This window comes from Halomonas sp. Mc5H-6 (genome assembly GCF_024124705.1).
Taxonomy (GTDB): Bacteria; Pseudomonadota; Gammaproteobacteria; order Pseudomonadales; family Halomonadaceae; genus Vreelandella; species Vreelandella subterranea.
Window position 1 is genome coordinate 49,980 of sequence record NZ_JAMXSI010000014.1, and the last position, 17,222, is coordinate 67,201.

Consider the following 17,222-nt stretch of genomic DNA (forward strand, 5'->3'; position numbering starts at 1 on the left):
ACGTTGGCGTTTTATTTGTTTGCCAGGGTATAAACTGTTTGCCCACGTAGCTTGAAAGCATCGCTGATGTAGGAAAAATTCTCCGAGTGACCGGCAAACAGAAGGCCGTCGGGCTTGAGCAGGGGCGCGAAACGTTTAAGAATTTTTGCCTGGGTGTCTTTATCAAAATAAATCATGATATTCCGGCAAAAGATCACGTCAAAAGGGCCTTTGACAGGCCACTGGGGCGCCAGCAGGTTCATGGGCATAAACTCGACCAGCGAAGATACTTCAGGTCGCACGCGGGCCAACCCGAGATGGTTGCCGGTGCCCTTCTGGAAGAAACGCTTTACCCGCGCCTCTTCAAGCTTGCGCACCTGTTCCTGGGGATAGACGCCCTTACGCGCTTTGTTCAGGGCGTCAGTGTCAATATCCGTCGCGATGACGCTGGACTGGGAAGCTCGTCCGCCCAGCGTTTCGAGCAGCGTCATGGCAATCGAGTAAGGCTCTTCACCGGTGGACGCAGCCGAACACCACACCGATACAGGCCCCTGCTTGTCCTTTATATGCTCAGCCAGCAGCGGAAAGTGGTGGGCCTCACGGAAAAAGGCCGTGAGGTTGGTGGTTAGCGCATTGGTAAACGCTTCCCACTCTTTAGCATCCGGCTGACGCTCAAGGCGCGCGAGGTAGTCGCCAAACCGAGTCATCCCGTGGTGACGTAACCGTTTCGCTAAACGGCTATAGACCATTTCGCGCTTGTGCTCGGCCAGCACAATGCCTGCGCGCTGATAAATCAACTCACGTACACGGGTAAAATCGGCATCCGTCAGTTCCAGGTCGCGCTCGATCTGGCTGCCGGATGCCCATTGGCCGATGTCGACTCGTTCACGTTGCTCGGTCAAAATATGCGCCACTCCTCTACAAAGCCTTGACCCGCCTACTTGTCAGCCAACGGGGGTTGCACGACACGGTGAGTCTGAAACACAACCGACTGCTGGCACCAGAGGCACACCGCCTGATAGAGCGGCATGCCTCTGGTCGAAGTGCTATTGACTCCAGCTTTTATACTATCGGCTTGAAACCCGCTGACTTGAGCGCGTTTGCAGTACGTCTTTAGTGTTTAAAACGCTTCCCATTCATCCGCTGTTGCTGCTGAAGCTGGCGCGGCAGGACGGGGGGACTGAGCGGGCAGCGAAGTGGCTGCGCGTGGCTTGCTTGCGGAAGCCGTCTGCGACTCGGCAACACGAAAACGTTCAACGGCTTCGCGCAGTCGCCCGGCTTCGTCTTCCAACTCGTTCGCACTGAAGGCGGCTTGTTGCACCAACTCGGCATTTTGCTGAACCACTTGATCCATTTGCGCCACGGCCTGGTTAACCTGACCGATACCATTGCTCTGCTCTTCGGAAGCAGCCGCAATTTCGTCCATGATGTCGCTGACCCGCTGCACGGCGGCCACCAGGTTCTGCATTGTCTTACCGGCCTGATTGACCCGCTCAGTACCAACATCGACTTTGCTCAACGAGGTGTCGATCAGGGTTCGAATATCCTTAGCCGCACTGGCGCTTCGGCTGGCGAGACTGCGAACTTCCTGTGCAACCACCGCAAACCCTCTACCATGCTCGCCAGCCCGCGCCGCTTCTACGGACGCGTTTAGCGCCAGAATATTCGTCTGGAAGGCGATATTATCAATAAGGGTAATGATATCGGCGACCTGGTGCGAGCTGGCGCTGATGTCCTGCATGGTATCGACGATCTCGCCAACTTCTTCGCCGCTGCGCCGTGCCGTCAGGGTGGCATTTTCCGCCAGTTGACTTGCCTGGCGGGCGTTATCCGCATTATGGCCAACGGTTGAGGCAAGCTGCTCCATGCTGGAAGCAGTTTCCTCCAATGAGGACGCCTGTTGCTCAGTGCGTGATGAAAGATCGTTGTTGCCACTGGCGATCTGTTGCGAGCGCTCAAAAATTGACGCACCACTGGTACGGACGACACCCACCGTTTGCGACAGCGACGCTTGCATATGGGCCATCGCAACGTAAAGACGACCAATTTCGTTATTACCAGGCGCGGTAATCTGCTGGTTTAAGTCGCCTTTTGCCATGCGTTCGAAGTAACCCACCAGATTGTCCAAAGGACGCAGCACATTCGCTGCCACCCCCCAAACCACTGCCACTACCGTGGTGAGCGTCACCAGCACCACGGCTAGGAGACTCCAGCGTATTTGCTCGGCGAACGCTGTAAACGCCTGCTGCTGGGAGGCTAGATCGCTACTGTTTTGCACGATATCTGCCCCATGATGGAGAGCATAAAGGCCGATACCACACGCCACCAGCACCATCGTCGACAGCGTCACCAGCACCAGTCCCCAACTCAGCCGGACGGTCATGTTATTCATTACTTGCCGTATCACCTGCCCCACCTACCGCACTCCTTATCGCCAGAAGCGCCCCCTCACTCCATTGCGGTGAGGGCGCTGACCGCATGATCCCTGGACACTCTTCCCTGTGCGTCAACTTTCTTTAACTCTGGCTGGCGCCGTCCACCAAGGCCATCTCTTCGCTGGTAAGCAGTTTGTCGATATCGACGATCACCAGCATGCGATCGTCAAGGCTGCCGAGTCCGCTAAGGAAATCGGAAGACAGAGTGACGCCAAACTCGGGGGCAGGCTTGATCTGGTCGGGCGTCAGCGTCATGACATCGGATACGCCGTCAACCACAATACCCACAATCCGGTCAGCCACGTTGACAACGATCACCACGGTTTGGCCGCCGTACTCGACATTTTCGAGGTGGAACTTGATGCGCAGGTCGACGATCGGCACGATCACGCCGCGCAAGTTGGTCACCCCTTTAATGAAGTCAGGTGCGTTGGCAATGCGCGTTACGTTCTCGTAGCCGCGAATTTCCTGAACTTTCAGAATATCGATGGCGTACTCTTCGTCACCTAGCGAGAACACCAGAAATTCGCTGTTATCCGCTTCAGTCGCGAGGACCGCCCTATCGTTTGCTTGGCTCATGACGGTTCAGACTCCTTGTAAAAAGACATGGTTTGCGTTTTGGCTGGTTTTGCAGCCTCTTTTTTTGCCCGGCTCAGTCGATGCAAGCCGGAAATATCCAGAATCAGGGCTACGCTACCGTCGCCAAGAATGGTGGCCGCAGAGATGCCAGGCACTTTGCGGTAGTTATCTTCCAGGTTCTTGACCACTACCTGCTGCTGGCCAACCAGCTCATCGACCAGCATGGCATAGCGACGTCCCTCACCTTGCACAATCACCGCAATGCTTTTGGTCGGGTCGGTAATGGCATTTTCGACGTCCATCACTTCGTGAATGGCGATCACCGGCAGGTATTCGTCGCGCACCTTGAGGACGACGTCGTCACCCGCCATGGCATACATGTCATCTTTATTGGGCTGCAAAGACTCCAACACGGTGGAAAGCGGCAGGATAAAGGTTTCCCCCCCCACTTTAATCGACATGCCGTCCAGAATGGCCAGTGTCAGGGGTAACACGATACTCGTGACGGTGCCCTCACCTTTTTTGGATTGGATCTCGACACGCCCACCCATGCCCTGGATGTTGCGTTTCACCACGTCCATACCGACGCCACGCCCCGATACATCGGTGACTTCGTTGGCGGTGGAGAAACCCGGTGCGAAAATCAGCTGATAAATCTCTTCATCCGACATTGTGTCGGATACATTCAGGCCGTTTTCCTTGGCTTTGGCAAGCAGGCGGTCGCGATCAAGGCCAGCGCCGTCGTCACGCACTTCAATCAGGATGTTGCCGCCCTGATGGCGGGCAGCCAGGGTCAGCTTGCCGGTGCGCGGTTTGCCGATCGACTCGCGCACATCGGGCATTTCAATGCCATGATCAAGGCTGTTGCGTACCAGGTGGGTTAACGGATCGGTAATTCGTTCTACCAGGCTTTTATCCAGTTCGGTGGATTTGCCTTCGGTGACAAGCTCGATCTCCTTGCCCAGCTTACCGGCGGTATCGCGTACGACCCTTGGGAAACGGCTAAACACAAACTCCATGGGAATCATGCGGATCGACATGACCGATTCCTGCAGGTCCCGGGCATTGCGTTGTAACAGGCTCATGCCGCTTTGCAGCGAGCTGTTGGCACCCGACTGTTCCCCGAGGTCGCTGACCGTTTGATCGAGCATCGACTGGGTGATGATCAGCTCGCCGACGAGATTGATAATCTGGTCGACCTTGTCCACCGATACACGTATCGACGAGGACTCGGGGGCGGCTTTCTTCGCTTTACCCTTGGCCTGCCCATCGCCAGTCTCGGCTTTGGCAGGTGCCGACGGTGACGCTTTTTGTTCCGTTGATGACGCGGGTGGCGCGGTTTCCTGGTCGGCCGTTGGCTCGGCTTCAGGCTGGGCAGCTTGCGGGTCTGCTTTCACCTCGCCCGATGCAAGTGGCTGGATATCAATTTGGTCGGGCTCGATAATAAAACACATGACCGCTTCAATATCGTCAGCACTGACGCTACCACTGAGCACGACCTCGTAGCGCTTATCGTCGCCCGACTGGGACTCGATATCGCCCAGCTGCTCCAACTCTTCGACCAGCAGGAGACGATCCTTGTCATCCACATTGATCAGCGCCACCTTCAAATGACGCGTGCTATTTGTCTCTGATGCGTCACCTGCAGAGGAACCATCGGCAGACGCCTCTTCCGTTGACTCTGCCGACGATGCTGTTTCAGCGGGCGCTTCGAGGGACTGTCCGATCTCTTCGAGGGCTATCTGCTGCAGCGTTTGGCAAATTCGCTCATACGTTTCCTGATTAGGCTCTTCCTCGTTGCGATAGGCATTTAATTGCTCGTGCATAATGTCTTTGGCCTCTAAAAATGTATCAACGAGGTCAGCCCGCAGCGCTAGCTCCCCTTTACGCGCGTAATCCAGAAGATTTTCCATGATGTGCGTGGTGTTTTGCAGAACGCCAAATCCGAAAGTGCCTGCGCCACCTTTAATCGAATGTGCGGCACGAAAAATAGCGTCGAGCTGCTCGCTGTCAGGATTATCCACATCAATCTCTAGCAGATGCTGCTCCATATCCGCGAGCAGCTCTTCTGCCTCTTCAAAAAAGGTGTCAAAAAAATCGGCTATATCCATGCACCATCCCCTACCTTCACGTCAAAGTGTTAGCACAAGCGCAGCGTTATTCGGCGCTCGTTGTCTCTTGTTCTAAGTCTGGCTGTTCTGGGTCTATCGCTTGCTCTGGGTTTTCCGCTGGAGTCGCCTCTTCAGGTACACCAATTGCGTCTTCCGCAGTTTCTGATAGCACCGTGGAAACATCGGTTTCCATCACCACCGGATTGCGAATGGCCTCGGCAATTTCGGGTAACAACACGATCAACTCAATGCGTCGATTGATCGGGTCGTCGGGTGCAGTGTCGGGCAGCAGCACCCGGTCTGCATAGCCGGAAACACGCAACAGTTGACCCGGATCAAGTCCTCCCGCAACCAACTCTCGGCGGGAGGCGTTGGCCCGGTCATTCGACAGCTCCCAATTGCTATAGCCTCGATAGCCACCGGCATAAGGCACGTTATCCGTGTGCCCCCCGATACTCAGGTCGTTGGGCAGCTCATTGAGCAGCGGCGCAATGGTTCGCAGCAGATTACGCATATAGGGTGCCACCTGGTCGCTGCCCAACTCGAACATGGGTCGCTGCTCGGTATCCAGCACCTGAATACGCAGGCCTTCGCGAGTCAGGTCAAAACGCAGCTGTGAGCGCAACTCGCGTAGTTCAGGATCGAGCTCAATCGCGCGCTCGATACGCTCCTGGACATCCATGAAAAAGCGTCGCTCCTGCTCGCTAGGCCGCGTTGCCTGCTTTAAATCAATGCGTGCGCGTTCACCATCGCTGTGCGTTGGATCAGGGCCGCCGCCAGGAATCGCACTCGTACTTCCGGAGCGGTCACCACCGGTAATAGCGGTCGTCAAGGGTGTACTGAAATATTCAGCGACGCCTTGGCGCTCTTCCTCGCTGGACACGCTGAGTATCCATAGCACCAGAAACAGCGCCATCAGTGCAGTCATGAAATCGGCGAGGGCTATTTTCCATGCGCCACCGTGGTGCGCATGCACGACTTTCTTGCGCCGAATAATGATCGGCCGCTTATCTCCCGCCGCACTCATGCACTACCAGCCTTTTTCGCGTCGCGTACGTAGTCTTCCAGCTCGTTGAAGGTAGGACGCTCAGTGCTGTGCAGCGCCTTCCTGCCAAATTCCACCGCCAGCTGAGGGGCATAGCCATGCAGGCTTGCCAGAAGCGTCACGCGAACACACTGGAGCATTTTTTCCGCTTCTTTCGCCTGCCGATCGATCGTGCTGGCTACCGGGTTGATAAACCCGTAACCCAGCAGAATCCCAAGGAAGGTACCCACCAGCGCTTGGGCGATCATCTCCCCCATCTGCTCTGGGCCGGCATCAGCATAAGTCAGCGCTTTCACCACGCCCATTACCGCCGCCACGATGCCAAAGGCAGGCATCGCATCGCCGACCTTGGAAATCGCGTCGATAGGGATGTGAGCTTCCTGTTCGAAGGCCTCAATTTCATGCAGCATCAGCTCATCAATCTCCATGGGCTCCATGCCGCCGCTGACCATCAGGCGCAGATAATCGGTAAGGAAGTTCATGATATGAGGATCTGCCAACACCGTAGGGTGCTCTTGAAACAGCGGGCTTTCCTGGGGGTTATCGATATCTCGCTCTATCCCCAGCATGCCTTCACGACGAACCTTGGAAAGCAGCTTGTACTGCAGCGCCATCAACTCCATGTACATGGCTTTGTTGTACTTTTTCGTGCGCTTCAGCTTGGGCATGATTTTGAAGGTGGCCTTGATCGCTTTGCCGTTGTTGGCAGCAAGAAAAGCCCCTACCCCGGCACCTCCGATCATCAACAACTCAAGCGGCTGAAACAGGGGACCCATGCTGCCCCCCGCCAGCACGTAGCCACCAAATACCGACAGTAATACGACGATGTAACCTAAGAGGATCAGCACAGGCAGTGTCCTTCACTATTTCAATGGTCTATAACGGAACCAACGGCGACCCGTTACGTCAAAAAATCACGTTATGTTTGATGCCGATTTACACATCTGCCGCGTTTTGCCGGCCCGGGAGGGCGGTTGGCAAATGCCGCAGACATAGTCGTGCATCGGGTTATGAGCGTGAGCAACAAAACGACCTCCGCAACGGGTACACGGCGTCAGCTGGAGCAAGTCGCTCTCAAAAAAACGTACCAGCGTCCAGGCGCGCGTCAGCCCCAACACCGGCTCTACGCCCTCAACATCAATCTGTTCGCCGTATAGCCGATAGGCCTTCGCGAAGGCATCAATCCGCTCACAGTCAGCTTCTTCCACCAAGCTGGTATAAATGTTGTAAAATAAAGAGGAGTGGATATTGGGCAGCCAGGTAATGAACCAGTCGGTTGAAAACGGCAGCATGCCTTTTGGCGGCGACATCCCTCTTACCTCTTTGTACAGCTTGATGAGACGTGTGCGACTTAGCTCTGTCTCCGTCTCCAATACCTGCAGCCTTGCCCCAAGTTCAATCAGCTCAATAGCGAGCTGCACCTGGTGCATTTCGTCTACCAAGCTTTTTTGACTCACGTGCTGTCCTCCGGCGGCATCGACTCGTACTCCTCACCAGCCAGCAGCAGTGACGCATGCAGGCTTGCGAGGCCTTGATCACGCGGATTGGCTGTCACCTGCTTCAATCGCTCGACGCTTGCCTGACCGAACCGGCAAATCAACTGGTTGGTCCGCGACAGCTTCGTCAGCTGCCGAGCATTGAGCGATAGGATAAGATCCGCCACCTCACCGTCGATTTTCAGACGGAACATTGCGGCCTCACGGTCTTCACTCAACAAGCGCTGTGCGAGCAGCAAGTACGCTAAATTGATTTCTTGTATTTCATCGAGAAAGCTGGTTTGACTCATAGTGGCCTATCGGACGAAACTGACGCCTCTATTAGGGTGGTAATGGCGCCATGAGTGATTTTTTCATACTGACCCAAACTTCATGGTTGCATACCACGTTTACATTGGCTACTCAGCCTTCTCACGCTTGTGTAGCCCAGCCTCCGACAATTCAAATACCCATACCAACAGTTCAGCAATCACCTGATACAGGTTGGCAGGAATCTCTGCATCCAAATCCAGTTGCATCAATAGCGCGACAAGCTCCGGCGCATCATGCACATAAATGCCCTGACGCTGTGCCTCGGCCATGATGCGTTCGGCCAGATCGCCATAGCCCTTGGCCACTACCCGTGGCGCTCGTTCATGATCCTGATAAGCCAACGCCACCGCTTGACGCCGCGATTCATCCGAAGACATCCGGGGCCTCCTCGACGTAGCGTGCACGCACCTGAACCTTGCGCAGATCCAGCGCCTCCAGACGCGACTCAAGCGCAGGAACGCCGGCCTCAAGGCGTTGATGCACTTGCGCTTCACTGGCGGTTAAGTCGATGTTCAAGACACCTCGATAGAGTCGCAGTGACACGCTAAAAGCACCAAAACCAGGCACATCAAGCTGCATATCGGACTGCCAGCTATCATCAGACGACCGCTGCTCTTCGCCGTCTTCCTGATGCTGCCCACGTGTCGGCAGATTAATCGCCAGCGCCATGAAAATACCCGCCCACACGTCACCTTCCCACCGGATCGTGGGTGTCACCAGCATTTCAAGCTGTTGACGCACCAAGCTTTGCAGACTTTCATGCACCACTTCGCGTGGCTGGCGATTGGGCATGACATCCAGGGTGGTGTCGCGGGCCAAACGCGCATCAATGTTCGCTTGTGGCGACTCTTTCGCATGGGGGGCGAGTTCAGCCGTGTTAAATGTTCCTGGACTGCCCACCGGCGACTGAATCGTAGCGGGTGTGTTAACCACCGGGGCACGCGCCGCCGCAGATTCACTGGCTGCAGGTATTAACGATGTGTTGGGTAGGATAGCGGCGTTACCCGGCGGCGGTGGCGCTACCAGCAATGGCGAGGTGGCGCCGGGCACCATACCGGATGACGATATTCCACTCCCACCACCTTGCGGCACCAGACCTGCACCCAGCGCTGTCGACGCCAAAGGCGTTGGTACCGAGGCGCGCGGACCAGGCTGCATTTGCGGCTCTCTCAATAGCTGCTGCCGATTGGCCTCACCTTGAAACCAGCGTTTGAGATGTGCCTCGTAAAACAGGCCACTGTCCCGCACGCTGGCTTCAAGCCGCGCCGCCAACTGTGTCGATGATGGTGACTCGGCCGCATTCATCAACGGCGCTTCGGCACGCATGACGGTGGGTGGCGCGGGAAAGCGAAGCAATACATCCGCAATACTGCGTGCCGCTGGGCTAAAGTGGGTCTGAGTTGAGCCAGGCGGCAATGCCTGAGCATCACCTCGCTGAGGCTGTCGCCCGCCGTCAAGCTGAGACGGCAAACCCCTCATATCCCGTAGTGCTGTATCACGCAGCGCTGTAGAAGCAGGGTCACGTCCATCCAGCCGCGCATCCCCCATCAGGGCGCGCGGGCCTTCACCCGGCACTACCGGTTTAATCGGCTGATCCATTAACCGCTGGTTCGACACATCGCCCCGGCGCCCCAGCACCTGATGAAGCAGGGTATCGATCAGCGGATTAATGGTACTCACGACGACCTCGGCGCCTGGTCATCATTACCGCCAAGCTCATTACCACCTGCCTGCTGTGGCGCATAGGCACGGTGTAAATTGCGCTGACGTTGAGACACATTGATTAACCGCCCCAACTCATCACGACGGGCAATAAGCTGCCGACGGATCTCCACGTCCTGCTCCAGAATCGCTTCCAGCAGCTCTGCTTTACGCTGCTGCGCAGCAGACTCGAGCGTCACCGAGGAGTCCAGCTCGCGCAACTTTTCAACCAGCAGGACATAGTGAGTCCGCTGATCGATCAACTCTGCCCACTGATCATTATCGGCCAGTTCGTGCATATACATAACGCTGTCGAGTAGCGCTGTATAGGTATCAATGAGCGTCTGTTGCGCGTCATCTCGCGTCGTGGTGGAAGCCGCCATTAGTGCCTCATGCAGATTGCTGTTGGCCAATTTCGCGCCATGCAGAGGCAATATCCTCAAGCAGCCGCTCGGCTTCGTCCAAGCTCGCTTCGTCATTGCGCAAATTAGCTGTCAACAACAGGCGTGCAATATAGTTGTACAAAGCGCCTAGTTGCTCTGCAATATCGCCGCCCTGCTCGCGATCAAGTGCCGCCGCCAGGCCATTGTTGACGATATCAAGCGCTTTCGAAATGGACCGCCCTTTCTCAGCCGAGTTACCCGCCTGCATATGGATACGGGCGGCGCGAATGGCGGCTTGCGCACCATCAAAAAGCATAACGATCAGCTGATGGGGATCAGCCGACATCACGCCGCTTTCAACGCCAACCCTTGCATACGCATTGGCTCCTCGGCCATAGGCGGCTGCACCGCGCGAGTACGTCATACGTGCTACTCCTCATCCCGTGGCGACCGGATGCGGCCAGCCACTAAGCAAATTACCGGCAAGCATCAAGCATATCGCTGGGAATGCCTGCCTTAATTGATTATCGGCGAGCGCCAAAGCGACTTTAGTGCTTCAAGGTGTTTTTCTTTGTCTGGCGCTTGTAAGCCCTCTGTCAGCGCCATGGCTATGTCGAGACGGCCACTTCGCTCACCGGACGCCCCAGCTTCTCGACAACATTACCGCGTATTGTCTCACCCAGGTTATCGCGCATCGGTGCATTCGCTGACGTCGCCAGCTGAACCTCCGTGAGATCACCCTCCTCATCAATACGCAATACCCACGCCAGCTGCTCACTGGAAAAGCGCACCAAGGCGCCAACCGGCAAGGACTTAAAGTGCCCCACATAACGCTTGATCCAGTGTGGGTCAAACTGTTGGGAATGGGTCAACAGATGGCGGTAAATTTGCTGTGCCGTTTTCGCGGGACGATCACTTCGGTCGCGCCGTAGGGCTTCCGCGACATCCACAATGGCGCTGGCCTTGGCAAGCTCGTTCAACGATTCTCCCGACACACCGTCTGGATAGCCGCTACCGTCCATGCGCTCGTTGATACCGCCGATCACGGCAGACGCAACACTCTGAGACAGCCACTGGCAACTCTCCAATCGCTCTAACACAAGCGAAACGTGTTCGCTCAATGCCTGGCGATGCGTCGCCTCGAAGTGAGCCGCCTTGAACAACACCTGAGGCACCAGCGCCTTTCCCAGATCATGAACCAGGCCGCTTGCCACGACCGCTTTGCGCACATCGCGGGGCATACCAGCGCCTACCAAATCCAGCAAGTGAACCGCCACGGCAATACCATGGCGAACCAGCAGCGGCTCGGGCGACAGACACCGACAAGCGAAAAGCAGCGATTCACGATCCTCTTCATGCAGCCCCATCAACCGGTCGGCGTATAAGGAAAGCTGGCGCGAGTCGATATCGCTTCCTTGCTGCAGCGACAGCATTTGCCCATCCAGGAAAGCGGCAACCTTGACCAGGCGGCGAGCCATGGGCGTGGCATAGCGCTTTACGTCGCGTCGCCCGACATGCTCACCGGCACCCACTCGCCCAGCTGGCGAGGTAAACAAGGGCGATGGCTGGCGCCCCTCACGATCCTCTTTGGCATAACGGGCCGACTCGCGCTCGATTTCACATACGAAATACCAGACCTGACGCTCCTGATCGGCACTGCATGAACCGAAATAAAACCCGACGCGCAGCAAATTTCGCTCCGGGTCCGGGCGCTGATGGCGAGCCAAGGCCTGAATCTCAAAGTGCGTCCCATCGGGAAATTCAAAGGCAATATCCAATGGCCCCTCAGCGGTTGACAGCATGCCGCTTGCCGTCATTGGCAGCTCCAACTGGCAACCCTGCTGGGATAAGTCGCGCAGCTCGCCATGAATAGCCTCCTGGCCTGGCATGCTGACGTTGGCGGCCACGGGCATGCCAATGCGTAGCTCAGCGCGAAAAGCCTCACGCCGCTGAAGTACGTCCAGATACGACGGATAATCACTGCAGCACAGAAAACGCCCACCAGAACGGCGAGTTTCGGTCAACGATAGCAACGGTGTGCGCAGCACCTTACCTTGCGTTTCCCCCACCAGATAAAACGCCTCACCCTGCTGAAGACGACCGAGCAGGTAATCTACCGACGAAAGATCCAATACCAGGGTTTCGCCCTTGTGCTGCTCCATCAGCACGACCGGTTCCGGTCGCCTATCATCACCCTCCAAGCAAAGCGACGCGCCGCCGCTTTCCACCAATGTATCCAACAGCGACGCCACCGCTACCGGGTTTGCAACTCGCTCATATTCTTCCTCAAGGGCCACCATGCTCTCCTTACCTCTCCCATTGCCTCAGCGGATTATGCGCAAAGCGCTACACAATACCAGAAGCTGACGACAACAAGGATGCGCCACCCTTCGATGCAAGGTTTCGCTTAGCGACTATCCTAAACGCGACTATGCTAAACAGGGTGACAAAGTTAACTTATCCACCAATACTGCTTTGCCGACACTAAAGTTATCGTTAGCAGGGCCGATCAACATAGCGTAAGTATTAGATGCAAGAGCCTAAAAGTCGCTCCAATAAGGCCTCATGCCAGAAGAACTTATCAACCAGCGCTGGCCATTGGGGGCAGGTACAAAAAACAGGGGAATACGCACCATGAACTCATCCAGCATTGACGCAATCAACCTCGCTCAGACGACTCAGTTGAATATGCTGTCGCCGCGCCAGCGTCTTGACGACGCATTAGAGGTCCTTTCTGCCCCCGGAAGCCAGCTGAGCGAGAACCAGCAGGCTGAACCCACTGCCGGGGAGCTCGTTGAACCCATCCAGCGCATTAATGAAGTGATGCGAGAGCGGGGGATAGAATTTGAAATCAGCGAAGATTTGTCGCGGGTCATCACTCGTGTGGTTGATCGTGATTCGGGTGACGTTATTCGACAGATTCCTGCCGAGGAAGTTATCCGCATTGCCGAACAGCTACAGGAAATGCGCGGCCGGTTCATCTCGCTGGAAGCTTGAACCACTGACACAAAAACCCGCTACTAACAGACCGCAATCAACAGAGGTAGCACAAACAGTTAGTGCGTTACGGGGTTACACCTGCATATTCATAACATCCCGGTAGGCTGACACCAGGCGATTGCGCACCTGTAACCCCATCTGAGAGGCAACACTCGCCTTCTGCATATCAATCATGACATCCGCCAATTCGAGGTTGGGGTCCCCCGCCTGAAACGCCTTCGCCTTGTTGTTGGCATCCAGCTTTAGCTGATTGATGCGCTGAATGGACGCCTGCAGCTCACCGCCAAAACTGCCATGCCCTGCCGACTGGACAAGTGCACCACTTTGCATTGGCTGATTTGCCGCCTGGCTGGCCAACCCCTGCATCTGCTGCAGCGTTGCCTGTATTGCAGGAGTACTCATGTTATCGCCTCAAGCAGTAAAATGGCTGAACGTACGAAGCCTATCACCAGTATGACAAAGCTCATACGGACAATTACGTACAAAAAGCCAAGCTTTTCGTTCCTTTATGGTTGCCCAGCCACCGGATAATGGCGTTCATCATAATTACGCCTCATCTTTTCGGCGGATAACCGCGATTGACGGAATTTAGCCTATGCCTTCTATGGTGATGTGCCTGGGCAGCTACCTGTTTTGCTTGTCCCAAGGGAGGGATTCATGAGCGAAGCGGGTGCTGCGGCGGGCCGTCAGACGAACACTACCACGCCCTCAGCTCGTGACGGCGCAGGTAATGATAATACGAAAACTTCCTTTGCTGACCGCGTGCTGTCTCAGTTGCGCGGCAATCCGCTTGTCGCTCTGCTGGTGGCTGGCGCCGCGACCATTGCCGTGATTGCCGTCCTGATGATGTGGGCAAGCAGTCCCGACTATCGCGTGCTGTACAACAATCTTGATGAGGCGGACGGCGGCCGCATTATTACCGAACTTGATGGTCGCGGCGTGCCTTATCGCTTCAGCGACAACGGTCAGGCGTTGATGGTTCCCGGCGATCAGGTGCACTCTCTGCGCCTCTATCTTGCTGAGCAGGGCCTCCCACAGGGGGGGAATGTTGGCCTGGAACTCATGGACAACCAGGCGTTCGGGATCAGTCAGTTCGCCGAGCAGGTCAATTATCAACGGGGACTGGAAGGTGAGCTAAGCCGTTCCATTGAGTCATTAGGGCCTGTAGAAGGCGTTCGTGTTCACCTATCGATGGCCAAGCCCTCGGTGTTTATTCGCGATCGAGAGCCCGCGAAAGCCTCGGTGGTACTGACCCTGTTGCCCGGGCGCGTACTTGGCGATGGCCAGGTTAGCGCCATTGTTCACATGGTATCGAGCAGCGTGCCTGAGCTGGCGCCCGAAGATGTCTCCGTGGTCAACCAAAATGGCCGCTTACTGTCGGCAGACGTCGGCGGCAATAATGACCTTGATGGTAGCCAACTGGAATATCTGGCTGAGGTCGAGCGTTCTTATCAGCGGCGTATCGAGAACATCCTCACACCGATTCTCGGCGAAGAAAACGTGCGCGCTCAGGTAGCCGCTCAGGTGGACTTCTCCCAGCGGGAAGAAACGTCTGAACGCTACGGCCCCAATCAACCGCCTAACGAAGCCGCCGTTCGCAGCCGCCAGTTAAGCCTGTCGTATGACGGTGAAAACCTACTGAGCTCCGGCATCCCTGGCGCACTCAGCAACACCCCGCCTGGAACAGCGCCCTCCCCCATCAATCAGCCTGATGAGGACGGTGAAGGTGACGAAGACGGCGAAGAAGCCCCTGAAGATGCCCTTCGCAACCTGCAGCAAGACGATGTCGTCAATTACGAAGTTGACCGCAGTATTGAGCACGTTCAACACCGGCTGGGTCGCGTTGAGCGCCTGACGGCCGCGGTTGTCGTGAACTACCGTGAAACCATCAACGAAGAAGGTGAGCCAGAGCAGGTGCCTCTCTCGAACGAGGAAGTGCAACAGATCGAGCGCCTGGTGCGCCGGTCGATGGGCTTCTCTGAAGCGCGCGGTGACGCAATCGATGTGGTCAACACCCCGTTTGTCGATATGGAAGAGGACACCCGTGAAACGCCCGAGTGGTGGCAGCGTCAGGGGACTCTTGAGCTGGCAGCGCAGCTGGGCCGTTACCTGCTCGTCGCGCTTGCCGCGCTGCTGCTGTACCTGCTGATACTAAGACCGCTCATCAAGCGCTATACCGAATCGCCTGTCATGTCGACAGCCACGCCTGGCGCAGGCGTTCAGGCTCGGGTTGGGGATGATGAAGATGAGTCGGTAGAAAACGAAGAAGACGCCGACGAGACATACCAAAAGCCGAAACGCCGGCGCAAGACATCGCTGTACGAGCACAACCTCAACGACCTGCGCGAAATGGCGCAAGAGGATCCCCGCATGGTAGCGATGATCGTGCGCAGCTGGATGAATGCCAATGAGTAATGTAGTTGCCAATATGGGCGGCGCCCGCAAGAGCGCCATCCTGTTACTCGCCCTGGACGAGGACAGCGCCGCTGAAGTGTTCAAGTACATGAACGCCTCGGAAGTCCAGGAAATCAGTATGGAAATGACCCGCCTTCAGCAAGTCTCCCACGACGACATGAAAGCGGTGCTTGAGGCATTCCATAAAGAGACGGAAGAGTTTGTCGCGCTCAACCTTAACTCCAGCGAGCATATTCGCTCGGTGCTTACCAAGGCGCTGGGCAGCGACCGCGCGTCCAGCCTGATTGAAGACATCCTGGAAAGCAGCGCTGAGACCTCCGGGATCGACTCGCTCAACCTGATGGAAGCCTCGATGGTCGCCGAGCTCATCCGCGATGAGCACCCGCAGATCATTGCCACCATCCTGGTCCATCTGGATCGTCACCAGGCGTCAGATGTGCTTGAACTGTTTGAAGAGAAACAGCGCAACGACGTGGTATTACGTATCGCCACCTTCAGTGGCGTTCAGCCCGCCGCCCTGCAGGAGTTGACCGAGGTCCTCTCCAGCATGCTCGATGGCCAGAACCTCAAGCGCAGCAAAATGGGTGGCGTAAGAACGGCAGCGGAAATTCTCAACCTGATGAATTCGTCTCAGGAAGAAACGGCGATCGAAACCGTACGTTCCCACAGCGAAGATCTGGCACAAAAAATTATCGACGAGATGTTCCTGTTCGAGAACTTGCTCGACCTGGACAACCGCGCGATCCAGATGGTCCTGCAGGAAGTCGAGACCAATTCGCTGGTGATCGCCCTCAAGGGCGCCCAGGACGCCCTGGTGGACAAGTTCCTGCGCAATATGTCTCAACGTGCTGCTGACCTGGTCCGCGAGGACATGGAAGCCCGCGGGCCCATTCGCGTGTCTCAGGTTGAAGCCGAGCAGAAGACGGTTCTTCAGGTAGTGCGCCGCCTGGCGGATTCGGGTGAAATCGTCCTGGCAGGAGGAGATGATGAATATGTCTGAGACCCAATCGCCGCAGTTCGATCGTCACCAACAGTGGCGGCGCTGGCAGATGGATGAGCTCCTCCGCCCGGCCGGCGCTGGCGAACATGAGACCTCAGCGTCGGCATCGTCCCACCAGCGTAAGATCGACGCCGCTCAGAAAGCCGCCAAGGAGGCACAGCGGCGCGAAGAACAGGCGCGCCAGGCAGAATACGACAAACTACGCGAGCAAGCCGAAGCTGACGGTTACCAGGCTGGCCTCGCTCGCGGTCATGAAGAGGGCTTTGCAAAAGGCCTTGAGGAAGGCCGCCAGCAGGCCGAGCAGGAACTCGCTCAGCGAATAAAAGACACCTTGACTCCGCTTGGCAACCTTGCCAAGCAGTTTTCGGACGCACTCACGCAAATTGACGACGCCATTGCCCATGATCTGGTGGCGTTGGCCACCACAACAGGCAAACAGCTTGCTGCCGAGGCACTGAATGAAACGCCCGAGCGTATATTGACACTGGTACGCGAGCTACTGCATACCGACCCCCCGCTTGTCGGCCAACAGCGGCTGTGGCTAAACCCTGATGACCACGCGATTGTCGCAGAGCACCTCGGGGTTGAGCTTGAAGCCGCCAACTGGAAACTCCAGCCCGATGATCAACTGGCCCGAGGCGGATGCCGGGTGACCAGCGCTCAAGGCGAGCTCGATGCCACCTTCGAGAGCCGCTGGCAAGCCGTGCAAGCCCAGGAGCGCAAGCGCCAATCCAATCCACCCAAGTCGTCGACGTCGTCATAGGGG

Annotated in this window: 18 protein-coding genes; 4 read left to right on the forward strand and 14 right to left on the reverse strand. The window is 56.6% G+C overall.

The window, feature by feature from the left end; all coding sequences use genetic code 11:
• Positions 1-11 precede the first annotated feature (11 nt).
• The 13 genes from NH395_RS16020 to NH395_RS16080 all read right to left on the reverse strand — a co-directional run bounded on the left by NH395_RS16020 (position 12) and on the right by NH395_RS16080 (position 12,341).
• Positions 12-881 (reverse strand): CheR family methyltransferase, encoded by an 870-nt coding sequence (locus NH395_RS16020; RefSeq protein WP_085917698.1) that lies wholly within the window; start codon positions 879-881, stop codon positions 12-14.
• A 218-nt stretch (positions 882-1,099) separates the two neighbouring features.
• Positions 1,100-2,371, reverse strand: coding sequence for a methyl-accepting chemotaxis protein (locus NH395_RS16025; RefSeq protein WP_253026285.1), 1,272 nt, complete (start codon positions 2,369-2,371; stop codon positions 1,100-1,102).
• A 124-nt stretch (positions 2,372-2,495) separates the two neighbouring features.
• Complete coding sequence (gene cheW, locus NH395_RS16030; RefSeq protein WP_066318954.1) at positions 2,496-2,993, reverse strand: chemotaxis protein CheW; 498 nt, start codon at positions 2,991-2,993, stop codon at positions 2,496-2,498.
• On the reverse strand, positions 2,990-5,104 hold the full coding sequence (gene cheA, locus NH395_RS16035; protein WP_253026287.1) for a chemotaxis protein CheA: 2,115 nt from the start codon (positions 5,102-5,104) through the stop codon (positions 2,990-2,992). Before cheA ends, cheW begins: the two co-directional genes overlap by 4 nt.
• A 46-nt stretch (positions 5,105-5,150) precedes the next feature.
• On the reverse strand, positions 5,151-6,131 hold the full coding sequence (motB, locus tag NH395_RS16040; protein WP_253026289.1) for a flagellar motor protein MotB: 981 nt from the start codon (positions 6,129-6,131) through the stop codon (positions 5,151-5,153).
• On the reverse strand, positions 6,128-6,997 hold the full coding sequence (gene motA / locus NH395_RS16045; protein WP_199284416.1) for a flagellar motor stator protein MotA: 870 nt from the start codon (positions 6,995-6,997) through the stop codon (positions 6,128-6,130). The genes motB and motA overlap by 4 nt, the downstream gene beginning before the upstream one ends.
• Positions 6,998-7,063: 66 nt before the next feature.
• Positions 7,064-7,606 (reverse strand): flagellar transcriptional regulator FlhC, encoded by a 543-nt coding sequence (gene flhC, locus NH395_RS16050; RefSeq protein ID WP_253026291.1) that lies wholly within the window; start codon positions 7,604-7,606, stop codon positions 7,064-7,066.
• Positions 7,603-7,935 (reverse strand): flagellar transcriptional regulator FlhD, encoded by a 333-nt coding sequence (gene flhD / locus NH395_RS16055; RefSeq protein WP_085917562.1) that lies wholly within the window; start codon positions 7,933-7,935, stop codon positions 7,603-7,605. Before flhD ends, flhC begins: the two co-directional genes overlap by 4 nt.
• A gap of 108 nt (positions 7,936-8,043) precedes the next feature.
• Positions 8,044-8,334 carry an EscU/YscU/HrcU family type III secretion system export apparatus switch protein gene (locus NH395_RS16060; RefSeq protein ID WP_066318940.1) on the reverse strand — a complete coding sequence of 97 codons (291 nt, stop codon included), beginning with the start codon at positions 8,332-8,334 and terminating at the stop codon, positions 8,044-8,046.
• A complete protein-coding gene (locus NH395_RS16065) occupies positions 8,321-9,637 on the reverse strand; it encodes a flagellar hook-length control protein FliK (protein ID WP_199284414.1) in 1,317 nt (438 codons plus the stop codon). The genes NH395_RS16060 and NH395_RS16065 overlap by 14 nt, the downstream gene beginning before the upstream one ends.
• Positions 9,634-10,041, reverse strand: a complete 408-nt coding sequence (locus NH395_RS16070) for a flagellar protein FliT (RefSeq protein WP_085917559.1) — start codon at positions 10,039-10,041, stop codon at positions 9,634-9,636. The genes NH395_RS16065 and NH395_RS16070 overlap by 4 nt, the downstream gene beginning before the upstream one ends.
• Before the next feature lie 7 nt (positions 10,042-10,048).
• Positions 10,049-10,465: a flagellar export chaperone FliS gene (gene fliS, locus NH395_RS16075; protein WP_085917558.1), complete on the reverse strand. Its 417-nt coding sequence runs from the start codon at positions 10,463-10,465 to the stop codon at positions 10,049-10,051.
• A gap of 184 nt (positions 10,466-10,649) precedes the next feature.
• Positions 10,650-12,341, reverse strand: a complete 1,692-nt coding sequence (locus tag NH395_RS16080; RefSeq protein WP_085917557.1) for an HD domain-containing phosphohydrolase — start codon at positions 12,339-12,341, stop codon at positions 10,650-10,652.
• 334 nt (positions 12,342-12,675) lie between these two features.
• On the opposite strand from NH395_RS16080, the gene NH395_RS16085 reads away from it, so the two are divergent.
• Positions 12,676-13,038 carry a flagellar protein FlaG gene (locus tag NH395_RS16085; RefSeq protein ID WP_253026293.1) on the forward strand — a complete coding sequence of 121 codons (363 nt, stop codon included), beginning with the start codon at positions 12,676-12,678 and terminating at the stop codon, positions 13,036-13,038.
• Positions 13,039-13,113: 75 nt separating this feature from the next.
• Here the strand turns inward: NH395_RS16085 and fliE are convergent, their stop codons facing one another.
• On the reverse strand, positions 13,114-13,443 hold the full coding sequence (gene fliE, locus NH395_RS16090) for a flagellar hook-basal body complex protein FliE (RefSeq protein WP_066318923.1): 330 nt from the start codon (positions 13,441-13,443) through the stop codon (positions 13,114-13,116).
• Between the two features lie 255 nt (positions 13,444-13,698).
• Between fliE and fliF the strand changes: the two genes are divergently transcribed.
• The 3 genes from fliF to NH395_RS16105 are packed head-to-tail and all read left to right on the forward strand — an operon-like array spanning position 13,699 to position 17,219.
• Entirely contained in the window at positions 13,699-15,456 is a 1,758-nt protein-coding gene (fliF, locus tag NH395_RS16095; RefSeq protein ID WP_085917555.1) for a flagellar basal-body MS-ring/collar protein FliF, read from the forward strand.
• Positions 15,449-16,456 carry a flagellar motor switch protein FliG gene (gene fliG / locus NH395_RS16100; protein WP_085917554.1) on the forward strand — a complete coding sequence of 336 codons (1,008 nt, stop codon included), beginning with the start codon at positions 15,449-15,451 and terminating at the stop codon, positions 16,454-16,456. The genes fliF and fliG overlap by 8 nt, the downstream gene beginning before the upstream one ends.
• On the forward strand, positions 16,449-17,219 hold the full coding sequence (locus NH395_RS16105; RefSeq protein ID WP_253026295.1) for a flagellar assembly protein FliH: 771 nt from the start codon (positions 16,449-16,451) through the stop codon (positions 17,217-17,219). Before fliG ends, NH395_RS16105 begins: the two co-directional genes overlap by 8 nt.
• Positions 17,220-17,222 lie beyond the last annotated feature (3 nt).

Coding starts and splice junctions, on each gene's coding strand:
- fliF (WP_085917555.1), top strand. CDS start 13,699: ATGAGCGAAGCGGGTGCTGCGGCGGGCCGTCAGACGAACACTACCACG.
- fliS (WP_085917558.1), bottom strand. CDS start 10,465: ATGACGTACTCGCGCGGTGCAGCCGCCTATGGCCGAGGAGCCAATGCG.
- motB (WP_253026289.1), bottom strand. CDS start 6,131: ATGAGTGCGGCGGGAGATAAGCGGCCGATCATTATTCGGCGCAAGAAA.
- fliG (WP_085917554.1), top strand. CDS start 15,449: ATGAGTAATGTAGTTGCCAATATGGGCGGCGCCCGCAAGAGCGCCATC.
- NH395_RS16060 (WP_066318940.1), bottom strand. CDS start 8,334: ATGTCTTCGGATGAATCGCGGCGTCAAGCGGTGGCGTTGGCTTATCAG.
- fliE (WP_066318923.1), bottom strand. CDS start 13,443: ATGAGTACTCCTGCAATACAGGCAACGCTGCAGCAGATGCAGGGGTTG.
- NH395_RS16025 (WP_253026285.1), bottom strand. CDS start 2,371: ATGAATAACATGACCGTCCGGCTGAGTTGGGGACTGGTGCTGGTGACG.
- cheA (WP_253026287.1), bottom strand. CDS start 5,104: ATGGATATAGCCGATTTTTTTGACACCTTTTTTGAAGAGGCAGAAGAG.
- NH395_RS16070 (WP_085917559.1), bottom strand. CDS start 10,041: ATGGCGGCTTCCACCACGACGCGAGATGACGCGCAACAGACGCTCATT.
- NH395_RS16085 (WP_253026293.1), top strand. CDS start 12,676: ATGAACTCATCCAGCATTGACGCAATCAACCTCGCTCAGACGACTCAG.
- NH395_RS16105 (WP_253026295.1), top strand. CDS start 16,449: ATGTCTGAGACCCAATCGCCGCAGTTCGATCGTCACCAACAGTGGCGG.
- cheW (WP_066318954.1), bottom strand. CDS start 2,993: ATGAGCCAAGCAAACGATAGGGCGGTCCTCGCGACTGAAGCGGATAAC.
- flhD (WP_085917562.1), bottom strand. CDS start 7,935: ATGAGTCAAACCAGCTTTCTCGATGAAATACAAGAAATCAATTTAGCG.
- NH395_RS16080 (WP_085917557.1), bottom strand. CDS start 12,341: ATGGTGGCCCTTGAGGAAGAATATGAGCGAGTTGCAAACCCGGTAGCG.